We start from the raw sequence: 22,825 nt of genomic DNA, 5'->3' as shown, positions 1-22,825 counted from the left end.
AATGCCGTCCGGAAAGCCGAGGAATCGGCATTTCGTTGTCTCACGAACCGTTACATCCGGTTACGGTCTTGTTCTTGACGCGAATAACCATCATATTTCGCCACAGGCATGCTGGAGCCCTGCCAGCGGCGCCTGGGTCCGGAAGGACCTGACACCGGACGGGGCAGAAGCAATAGAGGACTACAATGGCTGATCCCATTCGCAACTACCAGGCGCGCGCCGTGCCCGGCGTCAGCGTCGGTGCTGACATCGATCAGGGCCTGCGCGCCTACATGATCAAGGTTTACAATCTGATGGGGCTTGGCCTCCTCATCACCGGTCTTGCCGCTGTCGGTACGATCATGCTGGCCACCACCACCGATCCGGCTTCGGCTGTCGCGACGCTGCCAAGCGGCGAGATGCTGACCTCGTTCGGCTACGCGATCTTCGGCTCGCCGTTGCGCTGGGTGGTGATCTTTGCCCCGCTGGCCGCGGTGCTGTTCCTGTCGTTCCGTGTTCAGTCGATGAGTGTTGCGGCGGCGCAGACAACGTTCTGGGTCTATGCCGGCCTGGTCGGCCTGTCCCTGTCGTCGATCTTCCTGGTCTACACGACGGCCAGCATTTCGCAGACCTTCTTCGCCACCGCGGCGGCCTTCGGCGCTCTGTCGCTCTATGGCTACACGACCAAGCGCGACCTGACCGCGATGGGCTCGTTCCTGATCATGGGCGTATTCGGTCTGATCATCGCAATGGTGATCAACATCTTCCTGCAGTCATCGGCCCTGTCCTTCGCAGTTTCGGCGATCGGCGTGCTGATCTTCTCGGGGCTAACCGCCTATGACACGCAGAAGATCAAGGAGATGTATTTCGATGGCGACGCTTCGGATGTCGCCGGCCGCAAGGCGATCATGGGCGCCCTGAGGCTCTACCTCGACTTCATCAACCTGTTCATGTTCCTGCTGCAGTTCATGGGCGACCGTCGCTAATCTGGCAGCGTGGACCATCGAGTACCAGAAGGGCGGCCCAACGGCCGCCCTTTCCTTTTGCGCCGGGCTTTGCTGTTATCAGAGGCAGACAAAGGGCCTGCGTAAAGAATGAGCACTGTTACGATTCGACCCGCGACTGCGGCCGACCTCGACCGGATCACGAACATCTATGCCGACGCGGTGACGCAAGGCACGGCGAGCTATGAGCTGGAGCCGCCCAGCCGCGCCGAGATGGGCACTCGATTCGACAGTTTGATGGCCGGCGGATTTCCTTACCTGGTGGCGCAGAAGGATGGCGCCGTTCTCGGCTACGCCTATGCCGGCGCCTTCCGGCCGCGCCCGGCCTACCGCTTCATCGTCGAGGATTCGGTCTATGTTGCGCCCGAAGCGAAGGGCCAGGGCGTCGGGCTCAAACTGATGCAGAGACTGATCGAGACGGTGCGGACGGCGGGCTTTCGCCAGGTCATCGCGGTGATCGGCGATGGCCGTCCCGACAGCGCCTCGGTGCGGCTGCACGAAAAGCTCGGCTTTCGCCATTCAGGCCGCCTGGAAGGCTCCGGTTACAAGCACGGGCGCTGGCTGGACACGGTGTTCATGCAGCTGTCGCTGAATGGCGGGGCATCGGCGCCGCCCGATCCCGAATCGCTGCCGGAGCGGAAGTTCCGCGAGGGCCTTAGAGGGAACTGAATTGAGGAATTGGAGAATTGATGAACTGAAGAATAAAAGAAACAGCGGCTAAATTTGACGCTGAGGGCCTTTTCTTCAACCCATCAATTCTCCAGTTCTTCAATTCCCCTGCTCAAATTCCCAGCTCAGGCCTCGACCAGCTTCAATTTGCTGTCGAATATCCCAAGCACGCGGCCTAGCTCCTGACCGCGCTTCAAGATGCGGCCGCCGGCGGCAATGACGGCAAAGGCGCCCTGCTTGCGGGCCAGTTTCGGATCCTTGACGATCTGGAACAGCGGCACTTCGCTGGTGCGGCGGAACACGGAAAACACAGCGCGGTCCGTGAGATGATCGATGGCGTAGTCGCGCCATTCATTGGCGGCGACCATGCGTCCGTAGAGCCTTAGGATCTGATCCAGCTCGCGCCGGTCGAATCGCACCGGCTGATCAAGGCGCTCGCGTCGCGCCTCGTGCAGCGGGATCAATATTGCGGATGCGTCCCCATCCCCCGTCCCGCCGCTGTCATCGATCATGCCTCGATCCTTCAAATGAATCTTTGCCAACCAAAGTTGGCGTGTTCGCGGCTGAATTGCAAGACCCGGCGAAGCACGGCGGTGCCGCGCTGTTTCCGCCACGTCCAGTCACTTTTATGAAACGCCGTGTTGGAATTGGTGATGCTTTGCCACATTTCCGCCTTTTTTTATCCGCGCTCATGCCCCAATGTCCGACGAATTTACCGGCGTTGCCTGAGACGGTTCGGTCCGGCACCGGCTCGTAAACCCCAAGCCCCCCGCCCACGGGTCTGCGTCGGATCGAACCAACCTCGGCTCTTCCTCGGAAGAACCGGGTGCGACGATCCCAAAACCTAAATGACCGACGTCAGAAGCAAGCTGACGTCGGTTTTTTCATGTTTGGAGATTGGGTGGTTAGCGCGGTGCTTGCCTTCTCCCTCAGGGGGAAAAGGCAAGAGGGGCATTACGGCTTGCGAATGAAGGCAGCGCCAAGAATGGGACCGGGCATGCCGTCCTTGCCGACCGACTGCAACAGCACGGCGCAGCCGCCCTTCTTGGCAATCTCGCTCATCGGCAGTTCGTAGCGCTGCGCCTTGCCATGCCACATGCCGGCGGTCTGGATGCCGGTGACCGCATTCCAGTAGGTCATCTTGCGGCCGGTGTTCTCGCCCTCGCCGATCTTGACCGTCTGCGGCGGATCGAAATAGACGATGACGACATGGGCGTCGCTGGGGCCGTTACCGGCATCGCCGGCGTCGATCATCACCCGGTCGCTGGTGCGGCTGACCTTGATGGCGACGCGCATGCCTTCGCCGCTCTTGGCCATGCGGGCGAGCGCGCCATCGACCTCGCCGCGGCTGGCGCCGTTGACGTGGACGCGGCCGTTGATGACGGCCTGCGGCGTATAGACGGAGCGGCTGCCGAAGGCGCGCATATAGTCATATTGCCGCTCGGTGTTCTCCTTGCGGCTCAGCGTGTCCTGCCAGCCGAGATAGTCCCAGTAGTCGACATGGTAGGCGAGCGCGACGATGTCTTCCTTGGCGGCGAGTTCGGCGAACAACGCATCGGCCGGCGGACAGGAATTGCAGCCCTGGCTGGTGAACAGCTCGACCACGCCCAATGGTTTTTCGAGTTGTGGCTTGTCGGACTCGCCGGCATGGCCCGTGCCGGCAAACGCCGAGAAGGCCAGCACACAGGCTGCCAGCCACAATGATTTTCGCGAGGCCATGGCCATTCCGATTCCCGCCGGTGATGCCGGCTTTATCTTGATTGCTAAAATATGTGGCAGAAGCGGAAGTCAACGGGAAGTCACGTTGCGGTGAAATTGTGCCATTGCAGCCGACCGCAACGGCGCAATAGGAGGAGGGTCCGCGCTTCAGGATAGAAACCGATTCGGGCGGCAATCACGATGTGGCAAACTCTTTTGGCGCCGGTCGACCTCTATTGCGAGCGGACCGGGCCGGAATTCTGGTCCGAGCCGGTCAATGCCCTGACGAACCTCGCCTTCATCGCCGCCGGCCTGTGGGGCGTGCGCGAGGTGCGAAGGCTGGGCACCGGGACGTTCGCCGAGGTGCTGGCCTGGTGGGTGGTGGCGATCGGCATCGGCTCGACGATCTTCCACACCTTTGCCACCAAGGGTACGGTCTGGGCCGACGTGCTGCCGATCGCCGGCTTCACGCTGGCCTACACGCTGTTCAACCTGCGCCGCTTCCTCGGCCTGCGATGGGGCAAGACCATCGCCATCTTCCTTGTCTTCTATGTGATTGTGGGGACGCTAACCCTGGCCGTGCCGGACTGGCTGCGCCAGGCCTCGAACGGCACGACGGGCTACCTGCCGCCGTTCCTGGCGCTTGCCTTCTTTGGTGCGCTGGTAATGGCCAGCGGCAATCGCGCCGGCTGGTACAATCTGGCGGGTTCGGTGATCTTCATCATCTCCGTCATCTGCCGGATGATCGATCCGCTGGTCTGCGGCAGCTTCCCGCTCGGCACGCACTTCCTCTGGCACATCTTCAACGGCCTGATGCTCGGCGTGCTTCTGGCGGCGGCGGCGCGCTTTGGGGCGCCGAAGACAGGGCAGTAGGCGGTAGGCAGTAGGCAGTAGGCAGTAGGAGTATCTATTCCCTACTGCCTAGTCCCTATTCCCTTACTATGCTGCCAGATCGCGCAGCACGTATTGCAGGATGCCGCCGTTCTTGAAGTAGTCGAGCTCGTCCAGCGTATCGATGCGGCAGATGATCGGCACGTTCTTCACCGTGCCGTCGCCATAGGTGACCTTGGCGATCATCGTCTGGCGCGGCTTGATCGTGCTCAGTCCGTCGATCTCGACCAGCTCATCGCCCTTGAGATTGAGCGTGGCCCATGACGTGCCGTCCTCGAAGACGAAGGGGATGACGCCCATGCCGACCAGGTTCGAGCGGTGGATGCGCTCGAAGGACTGGGCGATGACCGCGCGGACGCCAAGGAGATTCGTTCCCTTGGCCGCCCAGTCGCGCGACGAGCCGTTGCCGTATTCGACGCCGGCGAAGATCACCAGCGGCACGCCTTCCTTCTTGTATTCCATCGCCGCGTCGTAGATCGATTCCTCTTCCTTCGACGGGTAGTGGATGGTGTAGCCACCCTCGCGGCCGTTCTCGCCCAGCATGTGGTTGCGGATGCGGATATTGGCGAAGGTGCCGCGCATCATCACCTCGTGATTGCCGCGCCGCGTGCCGTACTGGTTGAAGTCGGCGACGCCGACGCCGTGGTCGGTGAGGTATTGACCAGCCGGCGAGGCCGCCTTGATCGATCCGGCCGGCGAGATGTGGTCGGTGGTGATCTTGTCGCCGAACAGGCCGAGCACGCGGGCGCCCTTGATATCGCCGATCTTGCCGAAACCAGCGGTCATGCCGGCGAAATAGGGCGGGTTCTGCACATAGGTCGAATTGTCGTCCCAGGCATAGGTCTGGCCTTCCGGCGCCTGGACCTTCTGCCAGTGTTCGTCACCCTTGAAGACGTCGGCATATTTGCGGGCGAACAGCTCGCGGGTGACGTTCTTCTCGATGAACTCCTGGATCTCGGCCGAGCTTGGCCAGATATCCTTGAGGTAGACCGGATTGCCGTTCTTGTCCTCGCCGAGCGGCTCTGTCGTGAGGTCCTTGGTGACGGTGCCAGCCAGCGCGTGCGCGACGACCAGCGGCGGCGACGCCAGGTAGTTCGCCTGCACGTCTGGCGAGACACGGCCTTCGAAGTTGCGGTTGCCGGAGAGCACTGCGGCGGCAATCAAGCCCTTGTCGTTGATGGTCTTGGAGATCGGCGCCGGCAGCGGCCCGGAATTGCCGATGCAGGTGGTGCAGCCGAAGCCGACCAGGTTGAAGCCGATCTGATCGAGTTCTTTCTGCAGGCCGGATTTCTCCAGATATTCGGCCACCACCTGGCTGCCCGGTGCCAGCGAGGTCTTCACCCATGGCTTCTGCTTGAGGCCGAGGCGGTTGGCGTTGCGCGCCAGGAGGCCGGCGCCGATCAGCACGCTCGGGTTCGAGGTGTTGGTGCAGGAGGTGATGGCGGCAATGACGACATCGCCGTGACCGAGATCATGGTCGGTGCCTTCGACGGCGTAGCGCTGGTGAATTTCGGCGGCCTTCTTGTATTCGGTCTCCATCGCCTTGGCGAAGCCTTCCGGAATGCCTTCTAGGGCGACGCGGCCTTCGGGCCGTTTGGGGCCGGCCATCGAAGGCACGACGGAGCCCAGTTCCAGCTCGAGCAGATCGGTGAAGACAGGGTCGGCCGAGCCGGTGTCGCGCCACATGCCTTGCGCCTTGGCATAGGCCTCGACCAGCGCAATGCGGTCCTCGCTGCGACCGGACATTGTGAGGTAGCGGATGGTTTCCGAGTCGACCGGGAAGAAGCCGCAGGTGGCACCATATTCAGGCGCCATGTTGCCGATGGTGGCGCGATCGGCCAGCGTCATGTTGGAGAGGCCGGGTCCAAAGAACTCGACGAACTTGCCGACGACACCCTTCTTGCGCAGCATCTGGGTGACGGTGAGCACGAGGTCGGTGGCGGTGACTCCTTCCTTGAGCTTGCCGGTCAGGCGGAAGCCGATGACTTCCGGCAAAAGCATGGAGACGGGCTGGCCGAGCATGGCCGCCTCGGCCTCGATGCCGCCGACGCCCCAGCCGAGCACGCCAAGGCCGTTGATCATAGTGGTGTGCGAATCGGTGCCGACGCAGGTGTCGGGATAGGCGGTGGTTTCGCCGTCCTCGGTGTTGGTCCACACCACCTGGCCGAGATATTCGAGGTTGACCTGGTGGCAGATGCCGGTGCCGGGCGGCACGACGCGGAAGTTGCGGAACGCCTGCTGGCCCCATTTCAGGAATTTGTAGCGTTCCTCGTTGCGCTCGTATTCGAGTTCGACATTGCGGGCGAAGGCCATCGGCGTGCCGAATTCATCGACGATGACGGAATGGTCGATGACGAGGTCGACGGGCACCAGCGGGTTGATCTTCTGCGGGTCGCCGCCGAGCGAGGCCATGGCGTCGCGCATGGCGGCAAGGTCGACCACGGCAGGAACGCCGGTAAAATCCTGCATCAGCACGCGGGCCGGGCGATAGGCGATCTCGACGCCCGCGGTGCCCTTGTCGGTCAGCCAGCCGGCCACCGCCTGAATCGATTCCTTGGTGACGGAGCGGCCGTCCTCGTTGCGCAGCAGGTTCTCCAGGAGCACCTTCATCGAATAGGGCAGCTGGGCGATGCCGGTAAGGCCGTTCTTCTCGGCCTCGATGAGGTCGAAATAGGCATACTCGGTGCCGCTTGCGGTCAGCGTGCGGCGGCAATTGAAACTGTCGAGGGATTTTGACACGTGCGATCCTTGTCTGTTCAGCCTGAAAGGGAACGGACGCCGATGGCATGCAATCACGCGCAAAGGTGCGGGTACGGCCATTTCCGCTGTCCGTTCCCAAGCAACCCGAGCCGTTCTAGGCGGCGCGTGCGCTGGTTCGGCGCTAATTATGTTCCCGTGCCGACCGCTGGCACGGATGCACCGCATATAGAGAATTTTCTGGAATAGTTCTAGACAGTTGCAAAGCAATTTTGTGCGATGCGGCAGCTGCCGCGACACATGGTTTTCAGGGCAGGCGAGGGATGCGGCTGATCGCCGAAAATCTGGGCGGCGAACGCGGCGGCGACACGGTGTTTTCCGACATCGGCTTTGCCTTGGAGGAGGGTCAGGCGCTCGTCGTCACCGGGCCGAACGGATCAGGCAAGTCGACCTTGCTGCGGGTCATCGCCGGGCTGCTTCCGGTGGCGGAAGGCAGCGTGAAGATCGAAGGCGGCGGTGAAGCGTTTCCGTCGGTCGCGTCGGCCTGTCACTATCTCGGCCACCAGAACGCGATGAAGCCAGCGCTCAGCGTCGCGGAGAACCTGCGCTTCTGGCGAGACTTCAACGGTGATGGACAGCTCGGCGTCGAAGAGGGACTTGAAACGGTCGGGCTTGGCGGCATTGGCCACCTGCCGTTCGGCTATCTGTCGACCGGGCAGCGACGCCGCGCGGCGATCGCCAAGCTTCTGGTCAGCCACCGGCCATTATGGCTGGTCGACGAGCCGACGGCGGGGCTGGACAAGGCTTCGGTAGGGCGGTTCGCGGGGTTGATGGCGAGACATTGCGCGGAAGGCGGGATGATTGTCGCGGCGACGCATCTGCCGCTTGGGTTGGATGGGGCGAAGGGGTTGGTGATGGGGGAACTCCTGCCTCAACAAGGGACCGCATCCTAATGTGGGCCCTCTTCCTGCGCGACATCCGCCTCAACATCCGTGCCGGCGGCGGGGCGCTGACCGGCGTGATTTTCTTCCTCGCGGTCATTGCCACCATCCCGTTCGGTGTCGGGCCGGACCTGAAGCTGCTGGCTCGCATCGGGCCGGCAATCCTGTGGATCGGCGCGCTGCTGTCTTGTCTGCTTGGGCTCGACCGGCTGTTCCAGGCCGACCGCGAGGACGGCTCGCTCGACCTGCTGGTGCTCGGCAATGACCGCCATATGCTGGCGCTGACGGTGCTGACGAAATGCCTGGCGCATTGGGCGGGCAGCGTGCTGCCGCTGGTCATCGCGGCTCCCTTGCTCGGCCTGCTCATGAACATGGAGCCGCTCGGCATCGGCGCCACGGCGCTGACCCTTCTGGTCGGCACGCCGGCAATCACCTTCATCGGCGCCGCCGGTGCCGCGGTGGCGGTGGCCCTGCCGCGTGGCGGGCTGCTGATCTCGGTGCTGGTGCTGCCGCTGACCATCCCGGTGCTGATCTTCGGCGTTTCGGCGAGCTATGGCGCCACTGCCAATCCCGATCCGTTTCTGCAGCCCTTCCTCATTCTTGCCGCGCTGACCTTGTTTCTTGCCGTGCTGGGTCCGGTCTCGGCGGCGCTGGCGTTGCGTCATGGCACGGATTGAAGCGGCGGCATCAGCGCGAAGGCCGCGGCGCGGCGACCGATTGCGAAGCCGACGAGGCGAGGCTAAGGGAAGGCATGTTTAGACGGGGTGAAACGATCGGTTTGGAAGGCCGCACCTTGGCGGGGCCTGTCGCATGAGCGCGCACGCACTTTACGTGACCGCCGCCTATGGCATCACCGCCGTGGTGCTGATCGGGCTGATCGGCTGGATTCTGCTCGACCAGCGGGCGCGCAAGCGCGAACTCGCCGAACTGGAAGCGGCTGGCGTGCGACGACGCTCCGACAAGGCGGCCAAGCCATGAATGCCGAAACGGAAACGCCGACGCCACCCTCGCGTCGCCTGTTCGTGCTTTTGCCGCTGTTGATCTTCCTCGGCCTGGCCGGACTGTTCCTGTCGCAGCTGTTGTCGGGGCGCGATGTTTCGGAAGTGCCGTCGGCTCTGATCGGCCTGCCGGCGCCGCAAACCAACCTGCCGGCGCTGGAAGGCTCAAATCTGCCGGGACTCGATTCGAAATCCTTCGCCGGCAAGGTCACATTGGTCAACGTCTTCGCGTCGTGGTGCGCGCCCTGCCGCGAAGAGCACCCGGTGCTGCTGGCGCTGTCGCAGGACAAGCGTTTCTCCATGGCGGCGTTGAATTACAAGGACCGGCCGGAAAACGCCCGCCGATTCCTCGGCGATCTCGGCAATCCGTTCCAGGCGATAGGCGTCGACGAAGCCGGCCGCACGGCGATTGACTGGGGTGTTTATGGCGTGCCGGAAACCTTCGTCATCGGCAAGGACGGCAAGATCGCCTACAAGCATGTCGGTCCTCTGACGCCCGAGACGGCGAGAGATCTCTTGCTGCCACAGATCGATAAGGCACTGGCGGCACGTTGATATTCAGATGATGCCGAGCCTGCGAACGGCGGCTTCCTGCGCCACCGTTCTCGACTCGGCCTGACCTGAATCTCAACGCACCTTGGCGGCGCGTGTCACGAGATTTGAGATCAGCCGTAGATCTGCTTGTGGACCTGGTAGAGCATTTCCGAGCGGTCGGCGCGCATGTCGGCCAGATCGCGGCTGGAAAAGCTGTCGATTTCGGCGACAAGGCGGTTGTAGTGCTTGCGCTTGGCAATGCTGTTGCGAGCGCGGGTCATGAGACTGTCGAGGATCATAGCAAGGTTCCTTTTGACGCCGCATTTCGGCGGCCGTTTCTTCCTCCCTTGATCGATACGAAGCATGACATAGTAATGATGCGTCGCAAAAGAAGATGTTGCAATGCACCATTGCGCTGGACGCATAGCCGGTTAATGCGGCGCTGACATCATGCGCGGCGCCGGCAAGCGATCTGTCTTTGTTGTGCTTTTTGTATGACACTGTGCGGACCCACATTGCCTTCTGCCTCGCCGGCTGGCTTGATCCGGTGTCATTGATGCCGGGAGGAAAAGCATGGCAGCTGCAGACTACTATGAAATTCTCGATCCACGCTTCGCGCGCCTTTTCAACGGCAATGCGCAGGTCGAGAAGCTGTTCACCGGATGCCAGTGGGCGGAAGGCCCGGCCTGGTTCGCCGCCGGCCGCTATGTCGTCTGGTCTGATATCCCCAACAACCGCATGCTGCGCTACGACGAGACCGACGGCAATGTCAGCGTCTTCCGTCAGCCATCCGGCAACTCCAACGGCAACACTGTCGACCGCCAGGGCCGGCTGGTCACCTGCGAGCATTCCGGCCGCCGCGTCAGCCGCACCGAGTTCGACGGCTCGGTCACCACCATCGCCGCCAAATGGAAGGGCAAACGGCTGAATTCGCCCAACGACGCGGTGGTGAAGTCGGACGGCTCGATCTGGTTCACCGATCCGAGCTACGGCATCGATACCGACTATGAAGGCGACAAGGCCGAGAGCGAAATCGGCGCCTGCCATGTCTACCGGGTCGATCCCGGCACCGGCGAGGTCGAAGCCGTCATCACCGACATGGTCAGGCCCAACGGGCTCGCCTTCTCGCTCGACGAGAGCAAGCTCTATGTCGTCGACACCGGCCGCACGCATGGGGCGCAGAATCCGGCGCATATGCGGGTGTTCAATGTCGGCAAGGGCGGCAAGAAGGTCTCTGGCGAAAAAATCTTCGCCGACTGCATGGCGGGCCTGTTCGACGGCTTCCGGCTCGACGAGGACGGACGCATCTGGACCAGTGCGGCCGACGGCATCCATTGCTACGATCCGGACGGCACGCTGATCGGCAAGGTCAAGGTGCCGGAAGTGACCGCCAATTGCGTGTTCGGCGGCAACAAGCTGAATTGCCTCTACATCGCCGGCACCACGTCGCTCTACATGGTGCGGCTGATGGTCAACGGTGCCAAGACATACTGAGACCAGAGCACTGGCGACCGTTCGACAGCTTCGTCGAAGCGGGTCGCGAACGAATATATCCGGGAGGACATGATGCCATTCGTCAACATCCGCATCGTCAAGGAAGTGATCGCCGCCGATCCTGCGGGCAAGAAGGCGGATATCGCCAAAAAGGTCACGGCGGCCATCATGGACGCCACCGGCCTCGGCAATGACGATGTCTGGGTGGTTTTCGAGGAGGTCAATGCCCGCGACTGGTATGTCGGCAAGACCGATGTGGAGACGCTGAGAAAGGGGTAGGCGCTTCTTCCTTCTCCCACAAGCAAGGGAGAAAAGCAGAACGCCGATGCCCAGCCTCAGCGCGAGTGGATAAACCCGGCGAAGGCGGCCAGCGCATCATGCAGTGCCAGCCGGTTTTCCGGCTCGGCCAGGATGGCCTCCACATCAGGCGGCTTCTTGCCGAGCAGGGCGATCTCCAGCACATCGTCGCAAAGCGAGAACGACATGGTGCGCATGATCTCGGTCAGTGCGGCGCGGGCAAGCAGCGAGCGCGGCGAGGCGTGCACCAGCATGGCGGGCTTGGCGACAGCGGCGTCGCGCGAGACCAGCCAGTCGAGCCCGTTCTTCAGCCCGCCCGGCACGCCATGGGCATATTCCGGACAGGAGATGATCACGCCGTCGGCTTGGGTGACGGCATCGATCAGCGCGGAGGCTTCGAGCGGCGTCCGCTCGCCTTCATCGTCGGGATTGAAGATCGGCAGACGCCCGAGCCCGTCATAGACAGTGACGCGGCAGCCGGGCGGCGCGTTGCGCGCCAGTGCGGCGATCAGCGCCGAATTGGTGGAGGCCGCCCGCAGGCTACCGGAGATGGCAAGGATGTTCAGCAAGGTATGGAACCGGTCAGGACGAATCGACGCCCCGAAAGCCTACCACATCGTCTTCCTGTATTCGTCGTCGAGCCAGCGGTCGGTCGACTCGGCGGAATCGGCAACAACCAGCTGGTCACGCAGGATCTGGCCGAGCGTCGGCAGCGTCGCGCGGTCGCACCAGGTTTCCGGCTTCCACAGATCGGAACGCATGAAGGCCTTGGCGCAATGCATGTAGGCGGCCTTGACGCCGACCACGATAACGCTTTGCGGTTCCTTGCCGTCGACGGCGAGCCGCTCGCGTAAATTTGCATCGACGGTTATGCGGGCCTCGCCGTTGACACGCAGCGTCTCGTTCATGCCGGGAATGAGGAAGAGCAGCCCGATCGAGGGATTGACGAGGATATTTTCCAGCGTGTCGAGCCGGTTGTTGCCGGGCCGGTCTGGGATGGCGATGGTGGTGTCGTCGAGCACGGCGGCAAAGCCCGGTTTGTCGCCCTTCGGCGTCACGTCGGCATTGCCGGCGCCGTCGGACGAGCCGATCAGCACGAACGGGCTTTTGCCGATGAAGGAACGGCAATGGCCGTCGAGCGCCTTCAATTCCTTGCGGATCGAGCCGTCGGTCGGCCGCGGCGTCTTGTAGATCGTCCTCAGCTGATCGTGCGTGGTGACGAATTCCATGGCCCCCTCCCTACTTGCCTATTTCCCGGCCTTCTCTTCTTTCCCTGTCTTGTCGTCGAGCGAGTGGCGCAGGATCAGCGGCATCTGGCTGAAGGTGAACAGGAGCGTGATCGGCATGATGCCCCAGACCTTGAAGGTAACCCAGGCGTCGGTGGAAAAATTCCGCCACACCACTTCATTGGCAAGGGCCAAGAACAGGAAGAACAGGCCCCAGCGGAACGTCAGCTTGCGCCAGCCTTCGGCGTCGAGGCTGAAGGCCGAATCGAAGACATAGCCAAGCAGCGACTTGCCGAAGTAGAGGCCACCGAGCAGGACGCCGCCGAACAGCGTGTTGACGATGGTCGGCTTCATCTTGATGAAGATGTCGTCCTGCAGATAGAGCGTCAGCGCACCGAAGATGAAGACGACGACGCCCGACACCATCGGCATGATCGGCAAGGTGCGCATCAAAAGCCATGAAGCGATCAGCGCGATGGCCGTGGCGGCCATGAACAGGCCGGTGGCGACGAAGATCGGACCGCCGAATTCGGCCAGGGCGGGGAATTTCTGCACCAGCCATCCACCGCGCGCATTGGCGAAGAAGAACACCATCAACGGCCCCAGTTCCAGCACCAGCTTGAGCAGCGGATTGACGCCTTCCTTCTTCTGTTTTTGCGGGTCCGACGGATCGCGTTCGAGAATGGGTGGGTTCATGGAATCTCTTTCTTACGCATGATCCGATCCAAAAAGTCTGCAACTTTTTGGGACATGCTTGCTACGCCACTCCAGCGATCGCCCTGGCGAATTCGCTTGCTGAGAACGGTTCGAGGTCGTCGACCTGTTCGCCGACGCCGATGAAATAGACCGGCAGTTTGTGCTTTGCCGCGATCGCCACCAGAATACCGCCGCGCGCCGTGCCGTCCAGCTTGGTCATCACCAGGCCGTTGACGCCGGCAATATTGCGGAAGATCTCGACCTGGTTGAGCGCGTTCTGGCCGGTGGTGGCGTCGACCGTCTGCAGCACGGTGTGCGGTGCTTCCGGATCGAGCTTGCCGAGCACGCGAACGATCTTTTCGAGTTCGGCCATCAGTTCGGTCTTGTTTTGCAGGCGGCCGGCAGTGTCGATGATCAGCACGTCGGAGCCGGCTTCCCTGGCCTTCTCGAAGGCGTCATAGGCCAGCCCTGCGGCATCGGCGCCGATCTTGGAGGCGATCACAGGCGATTTCGTCCGCTCGCCCCAGATCTTCAGCTGCTCGATCGCGGCAGCGCGGAACGTATCGCCGGCGGCGAGCATCACCGACAGGCCGCCATCGGTGAGCTTGGCTGCCAGCTTGCCGATGGTGGTGGTCTTGCCGGTGCCGTTGACGCCGACCACCAGGATGACATGCGGCTTGTGCGAGAGATCGAGCTCCAGCGGCATGGCGACGTGGGTCAGCACCTTTTCCACCTCGGCCGCCATGATGGCGCGAACCTCGGTGTCCGAGACATCCTTGCCGTAGCGGCTGGCGGCCAGCGCATCGGTGACGCGCAAGGCGGTTTCCATGCCGAGATCGGCGCGGATCAGCACATCCTCGAGGTCCTGCAGCGTCTCCTCGTCCAACTTGCGCTTGGTGAAGACGCCGGCAATGTTGCCGGTGAGTTCCTTGGACGAACGGGCAAGCCCGTCCTTCATGCGCTGGAACCATGAACGCCTCGGCGCCGGTTCCGGCGCCTTCTGCGGCTCGGCTTTCTGCTCGACCTTCTTGGTGACGGTCACCTTACCGGGAGCGGGTTTCGGCGGAGGTTGAGGAACGGCCTGCGGTTCGGGCGCGATCTCGGCAATGACCGGCTGTGCTTCAACAGGCGACGGCTGGCGAATGGGCGCGAGGACTTCGGCTGGCGGGGCTTCGGGCCGCGTGGGCTCTACCTCCCCCTCGATGGGGGCGGTCTCGAGCGCAACTCGGCGGTGGGGGCGACTGGCGTCGGCGCTGTCACCCCACCCCGCCGCTTCGCGTCGACCCTCCCCATCGAGGGGATGATGGGGCGTCGGCGTGGCATGCGGTTCAGGCGCGATCTCGGCGAGGATCGGCTGCGGTTCTACCGGTGGAGGCTGGCGAATGGGAGCTGGGATTTCCGCCGGTGGAATCTCGGGTTCCGGCTTTGCCGGTGGAGCCTCGACCGGCGGCGCCGGCACTTCGACAGGCGCAGGTTCTGGCTGCTTTTCCGGGCGTGACGGGACGATCTCCGGCTCCGTCGGCGCAGGTGGCGGTACTTCTTGCGGCTGCGGTTCCGGAGCAGGCTCCGGAACAGCGGGTGGTATTGGTATCTCCTCGGGCGCCGGCGGCTCGGCAGGCGTCTCGGGTGCCGGCTCCTCTTTCGGCGTGGGCTCCGGCAGCGGTTCCGACGGAACAGCCGGCTCCGGTGCTGGCGGTATGGTCGGTGCCGGCTCTGGCGCTGGTTCCTCGACGGGCGCCGGTTCCGGCGCAGGAATTACCTCCGGCTCGACCACCGGCGTCGGCGTCGTTTCCGCCTCGGGCCGCGGCTCGTCGCGCTTCAAGAACTCCGGAACGACCTGCTCGGCCGCAGGCTTCAGCGCATCGAGCGCTTCCCATTTGATCGGCGGCAGCGGGGCGGTCTCGTCGATTCGCTCCTCGACCACCTCTTTCTTGCCGAACGAAAATATCTTCTTGAAAAAACCAGCCATGCTTTGCGTTCTCAGGCGGCGCGGGCGGCAAGGGGCGCCGCGATCAGCCTGCTGCCATCATGGCCGGATATATCAGCCTCGATGATCTCACCCGGTGCGCCCGTGCCGAGTGCGGCAAGCGTAAAACCCTCGGTGCGGCCAAGGCCGTCGCGTTCGATCAGGATCGACTGACGCGTACCGGTGAGCGACGACAGATGCCTGGTATACGCAGCCTCACCGGCGACGCGCAGCCGGGCGGCGCGCTGCTTGACCACCTCGCGGCGGAGCTGCGGCATGCGCGCGGCGGGCGTGCCTTCGCGTGGGCTGAACGGGAAGACGTGGAGATGGGTCAGGCCACACTCCTCGACGATTTTTTCCGAGTTCTCGAACATCTCGTCGGTTTCGGTCGGGAAGCCGGCGATGATGTCGGCGCCGAAGACGATGCCGGGGCGCAGCTTGCGAACATCCTCGCAGAAGCGGATCGACTGATCGCGCAGATGGCGGCGCTTCATCCGCTTCAGGATTATGTCGTCGCCCGATTGCAGCGACAGATGCAGATGCGGCATCAGCCGCGGCTCGGTGGCAATCGTGTCGAGCAGATCGTCGTCGGCCTCGATCGAATCGATGGAAGACAGCCGCAGGCGCTTCACATCGGGCACCTGCTTCAGGATCGTCTTTACCAGCCTGCCAAGCTTCGGCGTGCCGGGAAGGTCGGCCCCAAAACTGGTCATGTCGACGCCGGTCAGCACGATCTCGGCATAGCCGTTTCCGGCGAGCCGCTTGACCTGCTCGACCACGGCGCCCATCGGCACCGAACGCGAATTGCCGCGGCCATAGGGAATGATGCAGAAGGTGCAGCGGTGGTCGCAGCCGTTTTGCACCTGGACGAAGGCGCGTGCCCGGCCCTCGATGGCGTCGACCATATGGCCCGCCGTCTCACGCACGGAAAAGATGTCGTTGACGCGTGCCTTCTCGGTGTCGTTGACGCCGAAATCCGGCAGTGCGCGATAGGAGTTGGCCTTCAGCTTCTCCTCATTGCCAAGCACGAGATCGACCTCGTCCATGGCGGCGAATTCTTCAGGCTCGGTCTGCGCGGCGCAGCCGGTGACGATGATGCGCGCCCGCGGGTTGTCGCGGCGCGCCTTGCGGATCGCCTGTTTGGCCTGGCGCACCGCCTCGCCGGTGACGGCGCAGGTGTTGAAGATCACGGCGCCGCCTTCCAGCGCGCCGAGACCGGCGGTTTCAGCCTCGCGACGCATCACCTGCGATTCATAGGTGTTCAGCCGGCAGCCGAAGGTCACCACATCGATGCCCCCGGAGATTGGGCCCTTGGAGAGAGCGGACATCAGGCCGCGCTTTCGGTGTCGCGGGCCCATGTTCCGGTCGACGGATCGAATCTGCCGGAAAATTCCCATTCGGCGGCGCCGGTGAGGATGACGTGGTCATCGTCGCGCCATTCGACATGCAGCGTGCCGCCGCCGGGGGTCAACAGGCTGACGCTGCGGCCGGTCCGGTTGGTGCGAGCCGCGGCAACCACGGCGGCACAGGAGGCTGAGCCACAGGCCTTGGTCAGGCCGGCGCCACGCTCCCAGGTGCGGATGACCATGGTCTCGGGCGAGGTGACCTGAGCGATGGTTATGTTGGCGCGCTCGGGGAACATCGGGTGGTTCTCGAGCAGCGGGCCGAAGCGGTCGAGCTCATAGGACCAGACGTCGTTGTCGACCCAGAAGATGGCGTGCGGATTGCCCATCGAGACGACAGAGGGCGAATGCAGCACCGGCGCGTCGATCGGGCCTATCTGCAGTTCGATCATGCGGGTGTCGCGGAATTCCTCGGCCAGCGGAATGTCCCGCCAGCCGAAACGCGGCGTGCCCATGTCGATCGAGATCGACCCGTCGGCATGTTCGCGTGCGTTGAGGATGCCGGCAACGGTCTCGAAGGTGAAGGTCTTCTGGCCGGTCTCGGCGGCAAGCGCCTGGACGACGCAGCGCATGCCGTTGCCGCACGCTTGCGCGCCGGTTCCGTCGGAATTCAAGATGTCGATGAAAAAGGCGGTGCCCGGCGTCCTGGCATCGTGGATCGCCATGATCTGGTCGAAGCTGGTGGCGGCATCGGCGTTCAGCGCGATCGCCGCCGCCGCGGTCACCCGATCGGCACGGCTACGCATGTCGGCAACGATGATCTCATTGCCGATGCCGTTCATCTTGGCGAAAGGGGCAGTGCTGGCCATTGCTCCGAAAATTCCGTGTCCGTTTGGCGCTATATGGCGGAAACGGGCAGGAATTACCAGTGCGCAGCCGCGTAGTCACGGCGAAGGCGCCGGACTTACGTGACGGCGAAGATGCCCAGCACCACCAGCAGGAAGATGACCAGAACGATGCCGATGAGGATGCGCGCGCCGGTGGCGGCAGCGCCTGCCAGCGCCGGCATGCCGAGCAGGCTCGCCGCCGCGGCGACGATGAGGAGAATGATGATCCATTTGAGCATGGGAATGCCTCGCAAGCCGACTGATTCTGAAACCGCTTGAAAACGCGGCTGCCGCGCTTGGGTTCCCGTCGGGCTGCGAGGCCGATAGCGGGCATACCTAGCCGGCGATCTCGATGTCGGTGGTGAAGGGCGCCGTCTTGCTCGAATTCTCGTCATGCATGAGGAAGTCGCAGCGGTATTTGCCGGCCGGCAGGCCGTCGAGGGAGAGATCCAGCTTGAAGAACAGTTCGCGGTTGTGCGAGCGGGACGCGACCTGGACGCGTCCGACCTTCTCACTCGTACCGAGCGTCTCGCCGGCCGCGGAAACCACCGTGATGTCGACGGAAAGCGCGATCATGCTGTTACCGAGGCCGTCCGAGCCGTAGCCATAGCCAATGGGCTCCATGTACAGCACGATCTTCTCGCCGGGCTTGTAGATGTGATTGGCACGCTCGCTGTAGATGCCGAAACCGCTTGCGGAATCGACTTGTTTGACGTTCTGGACGGCCAGCGGCATCGCTTGCCAAAAGGCTTCCTCGGCGCCGCGGAATTTGTCCAGCGCGCCGGCGCCGTTGCCCGATTGCAGCAGCTTTTCGGCTTCCGCGGCGCGATCGCTGATTTCGCCTGCGAAAGCGCACGGCGTCGAGATCGCCAACGCCGTCAGAACTGCCATGATTGATTTCATCTGTATTCCCCTTTGCCTGCTGGGGGCGGACCATCTGCGAAAATGACCGGGCCGTAAATGGCCAATCAGACGTCAGCCGCGTCCGATCTCAGGCACGGTCCAGACCTCGCCGGGCCGCAAGGCGCGAAAGCGTTCGCGCGGGACACCTTGATCCTCGAGCGCCTCGGTCAATTTCCGCGCCGGCTCGTCGATCGGTTCGTCGGTGAGCTGGAAGGTGCCCCAGTGGCAGCCGGCGGCGAAAGCGGCGTTGCACAGCGTCATGCCTTGCACCGCTTCCTTCGGGTTTTGGTGCTGCGGCGCCATGAACCAGCGCGGTTCATAGGCGCCGATCGGCAGGATGGCGAAGCGGAAACCGCCATGTTTCTCAGCCATCAGCCGGTAGTTGATGCCATTGTGGAAGCCGGTGTCACCGGCGAAATAAAGCTTGCTATCACGCGTTTCGATGACGAAACCGGCCCACAGCGCCATGCGCCGGTCGCGGGTGCCACGCGCCGACCAGTGATGCACCGGTTCGACATGGACGGCGACTCCATTGCCCACCTCGATCCTGTCGCCCCAGTCATGTGCCGACAGCCGCATGCCGGGAACCGCATTGCCGATCAGGGCATCGTTGCCGAGCGGGGTGAGCACCAGCGGGTCGTGGCCGGCCTTCAGCCGCTTCAGCGTGGCGAGGTCGAGATGGTCGTAATGATTGTGGCTGACCAGCACGAGGTCGATCGGCGGCAGGTCGGCAAAGGCGATGCCTGGCGGATTGATGCGTTTTGGCCCAGTGAAGGAAAGCGGCGACGCGCGCAGCGACCACACTGGGTCGGTGAGAATGTTCAGACCGGCCGTCTGGATCAGCAAGGTGGAATGGCCGACCATCGTCACATCCAGCGCCGCGCCCTCGATCTTCGCGGCCGGTTTTGCCTGCGGAAAGGGGCTTGGATTGGTCGCCGGCCATTTCGAGCGCTTGCCATTCAACTGCCATTTCAGCAGGTCGGCGAAACGGCCTGGCGGCTGGCCGTCGGGATTGAAGAACAAGGTGCCGTCGAAATGGCCGCTGGGCGGGCCGCTGTAGTAGCGATTGGCGGCTTTCTTTCTCGCGGCCAATTTTGCGGCTCCAGGAGGGTTTCGTCTCCCTGACATAGGGGCTGTGCCGACGCACGCAAGCTTCTGACTGCGGGAATGCCAGGGCAGCACCGTGCCGACTGGGATCGGAGGGCGACGCGCGACGGGCGGCCCATGCCATCGCGATTGCGATAAATTTGCAACAAATCTTGCCGCAAACCGTATTTTAACCATATCGGGTTGAAATTTCGCCACCTTCTCCATCTTGGTGGAGGTGAGATTGTGCGGACGGCTTCCCCCCAGCCGGATCCGACGGAGGTTGGAATGACTTTTTCGAAAACCGGTCTGGTGGCCGTATCGCTGGCCGCGCTCGTTGCGAGCGGCTGTTCAACCTCACGTTTCTCGTCGATGGATGATCAGCAGCCTGCACCGCTGGAGGCCGCCCCCGCCGGCAAGGTGACCGCGAACCAGTTGCCGCCGCCGGCATCGCCCGGCACCACCGATCCGTCGCAATTCCCCACCGCGCCGGCGAACACGCAGGTCGCCTCGCTGCCGCCGGACGGCGCGGCGCCGGCCGGCGCTTCGGACGTGACCGCCGCCAGCGTCGCCGGTGTCTGGAACGTCAGCGTTTCCGGCCAGAGCTGCAAGGTGGCGACACCGCAGACCAAATTCGGCGCCGGCTTCCGTGCCGGGCCGCTGCATTGCCCGGCACCGATCGACGGCATCAAGTCATGGAACGTCGCCGGCAAGCAGTTGACGCTCTATGACGAGAGTGGCGGTGCGCTGGCGCGACTCTATTCCTCGGGCGGCTCGAAATTCGACGGCCAGACTTCCAACGGCCAGCCGATTTCGCTTACAAGGTAGGCCAGTCCTTCCGAATGCATGTCGCCTAGAAGAAGTGGCCCCGGTTGTGGGACAGCGACATGCATAAAAACAAATGACGTGACCGATGCATCTGCGTGACGGCCTCCAGACCCATGCGACCGTCAGGCAGCGCTACAACCATCTGGTGGAAACCGGCGCGATCGAACGCGATCCGGCGCAGGAGCGGATCGCGGCTGCGCTCGATCGGCTGATCGATGAGATCTCGGCCAAGCGGCTGGCGCACAAGTCGAGTGCGCTGGGCTGGCTGTTTGCCCGCAAGCGCGAGACGCATGAGGGCGTCAAGGGCCTTTACATCCATGGCGGCGTCGGCCGTGGCAAGACTATGCTGATGGACATGTTCTTCGACTTGCTGCCGGTGCGGCGCAAGCGCCGCGTCCACTTCAACGACTTCATGGCCGACGTGCAGGACCGTATCCAGAAGCACCGGCAGGCGCGCAAGAATGGCGACGTGAAGGAAGACGATCCGATTCCGCCGGTGGCCAAGGCGCTTGCCGAGGAGGCCTGGGTGCTGTGCTTCGACGAGTTCTCGGTCACCGACATTGCCGACGCGATGATCCTGTCGCGATTGTTTTCGGCGCTGTTTGCCGGCGGCGTGGTGCTGGTCGCCACCTCGAACGTGGCGCCGGAAAATCTTTACGGCGATGGGCTGAACCGCCAGCTTTTCCGGCCGTTCATTGGCATTCTGGAGCGGCATGCACAGGTGTTGGCGCTCGATGCCGACAAGGACTACCGGCTGGAGAAGCTCGCCCGCACGCCGGTCTATGTCACGCCGGCCGATGCGGCGGCCGACCAGGTGCTCGACGAGGCCTGGCAAGCCATGACGCGCGGGGCGCCAGAGGCGCAGACGTCGCTGGCGCTCAAAGGCCGGCACGTGATCGTGCCGCAAGCGGCCGGTGACGCGGCGCGGTTCTCCTTCGCCGATCTCTGCGAAAAGCCGCTCGGAGCCCGCGATTTCCTGGCGATCGCCGGGCGCTTTTCGACTGTCTTCATCGACCATATCCCGGTGCTCGGCGAAGGCAAGCGCAACGAGGCCAAGCGTTTCATCCTTCTGATCGACACGCTCTACGACCATCACGTTCGGCTGGTGGTGAGTGCCGAAGCGCCGCCACCGCAGCTTTATGTGGCCAAGCGCGGCGTCGAGGTCTTCGAATTCGAGCGCACGGCATCACGGCTGATCGAGATGCAGAGCCGCGACTGGCTGGAGGATTGGGCCGAGCGGCAGAAGGTGAAGGCGGCGCCAGAAGCGCAGCAGGCGCAGGCTTAGGCTCAGAGAGCACTCCGCTCCCACTTGCAACGTCAGCGATTGGCGAAAGCCGAGATGACGGCCGATCTCCCCCCTCGTGGGGAAGATGTCCGGCAGGACAGAGCGGGGCGCGAAGGGGGGGCGCTGTCCCGCTGACGTCTTCAACTCACATCCTCGGCCACCCACATCACAAGGACGTCATCGCCCGCTTCCAGCCTTACGATTTCCATCTTCATTGTGTAAATTCTCTCAATTCAACTTACGAACTTTGACGTTTACGTAAATCCCAATCACTCTAACCGATTGAAAATGCTGGCTTCGAAATAATCGTTTGAATTTATCCTGCACCAACGCTATTGGGTGCGGCGAAAATTCGCGGTTTCCCGCAGCATTCCGGCCTCTTCCTCGACGCCGTATGGCGCCGTTACCGACAAAGGGAAAACATCCTCACATGGCACGCAACAAGATAGCGCTCATCGGCTCTGGCATGATTGGCGGCACGCTCGCCCACATGATCGGCCTCAAGGACCTCGGCGACGTGGTGCTGTTCGATATTGCCGAGGGTACCCCGCAGGGCAAGGGGCTCGATATAGCGCAGTCGTCGCCGGTCGATGGCTTCGACAGCCGCCTCACCGGCGTCAACGACTATGCCGGCATCGAGGGTGCCGATGTCTGCATCGTCACCGCCGGCGTGCCGCGCAAGCCGGGCATGAGCCGCGACGACCTTTTGGGCATCAACCTCAAGGTCATGGAACAGGTAGGCGCCGGCCTGAAGAAATACGCGCCGAAGGCCTTCGTCATCTGCATCACCAATCCGCTCGACGCCATGGTTTGGGCGCTGCAGAAGTTTTCCGGCCTGCCCAAGAGCCATGTCGTCGGCATGGCCGGCGTGCTCGACAGCGCGCGCTTCCGCTATTTCCTGGCCGAGGAATTCAAGGTCTCGGTCGAGGATGTCACCGCCTTCGTGCTCGGCGGCCACGGCGATTCCATGGTGCCGATGATCCGTTATTCGACGGTTTCCGGCATTCCGCTGCCCGACCTCATCAAGATGGGCTGGACCTCGAAGGAAAAGCTCGACCAGATCGTGCAGCGCACCCGTGATGGCGGCGCCGAGATCGTCGGCCTGCTCAAGACCGGCTCGGCCTACTATGCGCCGGCCGCCTCGGCGATCCAGATGGCTGAAGCCTATCTCAAGGACAAGAAGCGCGTGCTGCCGTGCGCCGCGTATCTCTCCGGCCAGTATGGCGTCAAGAACACCTATGTCGGCGTTCCCGTGGTGATCGGCGCCGGCGGCGTCGAACGCATCATCGAGATCGACCTCAACAAGAGCGAGCAGAAGATGTTCGACAGTTCGGTGGCGACGGTGCAGGGCCTGACCGAGGCCTGCGTCAAGATCGCGCCGCAGCTGGCCTCGAAGTGAACCG

At 63.2% G+C, this 22,825-nt stretch carries 25 protein-coding genes; 12 read left to right on the top strand and 13 right to left on the bottom strand.

Annotated elements, in window-relative coordinates; translation table 11 throughout:
• Nucleotides 1-185: 185 nt before the first annotated feature.
• On the top strand, nucleotides 186-965 hold the full coding sequence (locus ASD99_RS24755) for a Bax inhibitor-1/YccA family protein (protein WP_056585694.1): 780 nt from the start codon (nucleotides 186-188) through the stop codon (nucleotides 963-965).
• 108 nt (nucleotides 966-1,073) lie between these two features.
• Nucleotides 1,074-1,652 (top strand): GNAT family N-acetyltransferase, encoded by a 579-nt coding sequence (locus tag ASD99_RS24750; protein WP_056585696.1) that lies wholly within the window; start codon nucleotides 1,074-1,076, stop codon nucleotides 1,650-1,652.
• A gap of 125 nt (nucleotides 1,653-1,777) precedes the next feature.
• Here ASD99_RS24750 and ASD99_RS24745 read toward each other — a convergent pair whose 3' ends face one another.
• Both ASD99_RS24745 and ASD99_RS24740 read right to left on the bottom strand, forming a co-directional pair.
• Entirely contained in the window at nucleotides 1,778-2,164 is a 387-nt protein-coding gene (locus ASD99_RS24745; protein WP_056585698.1) for a DUF2794 domain-containing protein, read from the bottom strand.
• 442 nt (nucleotides 2,165-2,606) lie between these two features.
• Entirely contained in the window at nucleotides 2,607-3,377 is a 771-nt protein-coding gene (locus ASD99_RS24740) for a DUF1223 domain-containing protein (RefSeq protein WP_056585700.1), read from the bottom strand.
• Nucleotides 3,378-3,551: 174 nt separating this feature from the next.
• Here ASD99_RS24740 and ASD99_RS24735 point away from each other — a divergent pair, with 174 nt between their 5' ends.
• On the top strand, nucleotides 3,552-4,223 hold the full coding sequence (locus ASD99_RS24735) for a ceramidase domain-containing protein (RefSeq protein WP_057145203.1): 672 nt from the start codon (nucleotides 3,552-3,554) through the stop codon (nucleotides 4,221-4,223).
• A 66-nt stretch (nucleotides 4,224-4,289) separates the two neighbouring features.
• On the opposite strand, the gene acnA is transcribed toward ASD99_RS24735, so the two are convergent.
• On the bottom strand, nucleotides 4,290-6,980 hold the full coding sequence (gene acnA, locus ASD99_RS24730) for an aconitate hydratase AcnA (protein ID WP_056585704.1): 2,691 nt from the start codon (nucleotides 6,978-6,980) through the stop codon (nucleotides 4,290-4,292).
• Nucleotides 6,981-7,261: 281 nt separating this feature from the next.
• On the opposite strand from acnA, the gene ccmA reads away from it, so the two are divergent.
• The 4 genes from ccmA (at nucleotide 7,262) to ASD99_RS24710 (ending at nucleotide 9,432) form a co-directional block, all read left to right on the top strand.
• The gene (ccmA, locus tag ASD99_RS24725) at nucleotides 7,262-7,891 is read left to right on the top strand and encodes a heme ABC exporter ATP-binding protein CcmA (protein WP_057145202.1); all 630 of its coding nucleotides are present in this window, start codon (nucleotides 7,262-7,264) and stop codon (nucleotides 7,889-7,891) included.
• On the top strand, nucleotides 7,891-8,556 hold the full coding sequence (gene ccmB, locus ASD99_RS24720; RefSeq protein WP_056585709.1) for a heme exporter protein CcmB: 666 nt from the start codon (nucleotides 7,891-7,893) through the stop codon (nucleotides 8,554-8,556). Before ccmA ends, ccmB begins: the two co-directional genes overlap by 1 nt.
• 133 nt (nucleotides 8,557-8,689) lie before the next feature.
• Nucleotides 8,690-8,857 (top strand): heme exporter protein CcmD, encoded by a 168-nt coding sequence (gene ccmD / locus ASD99_RS24715; RefSeq protein ID WP_056585711.1) that lies wholly within the window; start codon nucleotides 8,690-8,692, stop codon nucleotides 8,855-8,857.
• Nucleotides 8,854-9,432 carry a DsbE family thiol:disulfide interchange protein gene (locus ASD99_RS24710; protein ID WP_056585713.1) on the top strand — a complete coding sequence of 193 codons (579 nt, stop codon included), beginning with the start codon at nucleotides 8,854-8,856 and terminating at the stop codon, nucleotides 9,430-9,432. The genes ccmD and ASD99_RS24710 overlap by 4 nt, the downstream gene beginning before the upstream one ends.
• Before the next feature lie 110 nt (nucleotides 9,433-9,542).
• On the opposite strand, the gene ASD99_RS34165 is transcribed toward ASD99_RS24710, so the two are convergent.
• Complete coding sequence (locus ASD99_RS34165) at nucleotides 9,543-9,710, bottom strand: hypothetical protein (protein ID WP_081738754.1); 168 nt, start codon at nucleotides 9,708-9,710, stop codon at nucleotides 9,543-9,545.
• A gap of 274 nt (nucleotides 9,711-9,984) precedes the next feature.
• Between ASD99_RS34165 and ASD99_RS24705 the strand changes: the two genes are divergently transcribed.
• Together ASD99_RS24705 and ASD99_RS24700 are read left to right on the top strand one after the other, a co-directional pair.
• The gene (locus tag ASD99_RS24705) at nucleotides 9,985-10,905 is read left to right on the top strand and encodes an SMP-30/gluconolactonase/LRE family protein (RefSeq protein WP_057145201.1); all 921 of its coding nucleotides are present in this window, start codon (nucleotides 9,985-9,987) and stop codon (nucleotides 10,903-10,905) included.
• Between the two features lie 72 nt (nucleotides 10,906-10,977).
• Nucleotides 10,978-11,184, top strand: coding sequence for a tautomerase family protein (locus ASD99_RS24700; protein WP_013892236.1), 207 nt, complete (start codon nucleotides 10,978-10,980; stop codon nucleotides 11,182-11,184).
• 56 nt (nucleotides 11,185-11,240) lie between these two features.
• Here the strand turns inward: ASD99_RS24700 and ASD99_RS24695 are convergent, their stop codons facing one another.
• The 9 genes from ASD99_RS24695 to ASD99_RS24660 form a co-directional block, all read right to left on the bottom strand.
• Nucleotides 11,241-11,771, bottom strand: a complete 531-nt coding sequence (locus tag ASD99_RS24695; RefSeq protein WP_057145200.1) for an NADPH-dependent FMN reductase — start codon at nucleotides 11,769-11,771, stop codon at nucleotides 11,241-11,243.
• A 39-nt stretch (nucleotides 11,772-11,810) separates the two neighbouring features.
• The gene (locus ASD99_RS24690; protein WP_057145199.1) at nucleotides 11,811-12,431 is read right to left on the bottom strand and encodes a pyridoxamine 5'-phosphate oxidase family protein; all 621 of its coding nucleotides are present in this window, start codon (nucleotides 12,429-12,431) and stop codon (nucleotides 11,811-11,813) included.
• An 18-nt stretch (nucleotides 12,432-12,449) separates the two neighbouring features.
• Nucleotides 12,450-13,124, bottom strand: a complete 675-nt coding sequence (locus tag ASD99_RS24685; RefSeq protein WP_056585721.1) for a septation protein A — start codon at nucleotides 13,122-13,124, stop codon at nucleotides 12,450-12,452.
• A 61-nt stretch (nucleotides 13,125-13,185) separates the two neighbouring features.
• Nucleotides 13,186-15,093, bottom strand: coding sequence for a signal recognition particle-docking protein FtsY (gene ftsY, locus ASD99_RS24680; RefSeq protein ID WP_057145198.1), 1,908 nt, complete (start codon nucleotides 15,091-15,093; stop codon nucleotides 13,186-13,188).
• A gap of 11 nt (nucleotides 15,094-15,104) precedes the next feature.
• Nucleotides 15,105-16,418 (bottom strand): tRNA (N(6)-L-threonylcarbamoyladenosine(37)-C(2))-methylthiotransferase MtaB, encoded by a 1,314-nt coding sequence (gene mtaB, locus ASD99_RS24675; RefSeq protein ID WP_057145249.1) that lies wholly within the window; start codon nucleotides 16,416-16,418, stop codon nucleotides 15,105-15,107.
• A complete protein-coding gene (gene dapF, locus ASD99_RS24670) occupies nucleotides 16,418-17,302 on the bottom strand; it encodes a diaminopimelate epimerase (RefSeq protein ID WP_056585727.1) in 885 nt (294 codons plus the stop codon). The genes mtaB and dapF overlap by 1 nt, the downstream gene beginning before the upstream one ends.
• Before the next feature lie 95 nt (nucleotides 17,303-17,397).
• Nucleotides 17,398-17,559 carry a DUF1328 family protein gene (locus tag ASD99_RS32730; protein ID WP_082525393.1) on the bottom strand — a complete coding sequence of 54 codons (162 nt, stop codon included), beginning with the start codon at nucleotides 17,557-17,559 and terminating at the stop codon, nucleotides 17,398-17,400.
• A 97-nt stretch (nucleotides 17,560-17,656) separates the two neighbouring features.
• Nucleotides 17,657-18,223, bottom strand: a complete 567-nt coding sequence (locus tag ASD99_RS24665; RefSeq protein WP_057145197.1) for a hypothetical protein — start codon at nucleotides 18,221-18,223, stop codon at nucleotides 17,657-17,659.
• Between the two features lie 72 nt (nucleotides 18,224-18,295).
• Nucleotides 18,296-19,315 (bottom strand): MBL fold metallo-hydrolase, encoded by a 1,020-nt coding sequence (locus tag ASD99_RS24660; RefSeq protein WP_082525394.1) that lies wholly within the window; start codon nucleotides 19,313-19,315, stop codon nucleotides 18,296-18,298.
• A 282-nt stretch (nucleotides 19,316-19,597) separates the two neighbouring features.
• Here ASD99_RS24660 and ASD99_RS24655 point away from each other — a divergent pair, with 282 nt between their 5' ends.
• The 3 genes from ASD99_RS24655 (at nucleotide 19,598) to mdh (ending at nucleotide 22,821) form a co-directional block, all read left to right on the top strand.
• Nucleotides 19,598-20,137, top strand: coding sequence for a protease inhibitor Inh/omp19 family protein (locus ASD99_RS24655; RefSeq protein ID WP_056585733.1), 540 nt, complete (start codon nucleotides 19,598-19,600; stop codon nucleotides 20,135-20,137).
• An 85-nt stretch (nucleotides 20,138-20,222) separates the two neighbouring features.
• Complete coding sequence (zapE, locus tag ASD99_RS24650) at nucleotides 20,223-21,422, top strand: cell division protein ZapE (RefSeq protein ID WP_057145196.1); 1,200 nt, start codon at nucleotides 20,223-20,225, stop codon at nucleotides 21,420-21,422.
• A 430-nt stretch (nucleotides 21,423-21,852) separates the two neighbouring features.
• Nucleotides 21,853-22,821 (top strand): malate dehydrogenase, encoded by a 969-nt coding sequence (gene mdh / locus ASD99_RS24645; RefSeq protein ID WP_056585738.1) that lies wholly within the window; start codon nucleotides 21,853-21,855, stop codon nucleotides 22,819-22,821.
• Nucleotides 22,822-22,825 lie beyond the last annotated feature (4 nt).

This window comes from Mesorhizobium sp. Root695 (genome assembly GCF_001428185.1).
GTDB lineage: Bacteria > Pseudomonadota > Alphaproteobacteria > Rhizobiales > Rhizobiaceae > Mesorhizobium.
This window is presented reverse-complemented; position numbering and strand designations above follow the sequence as displayed.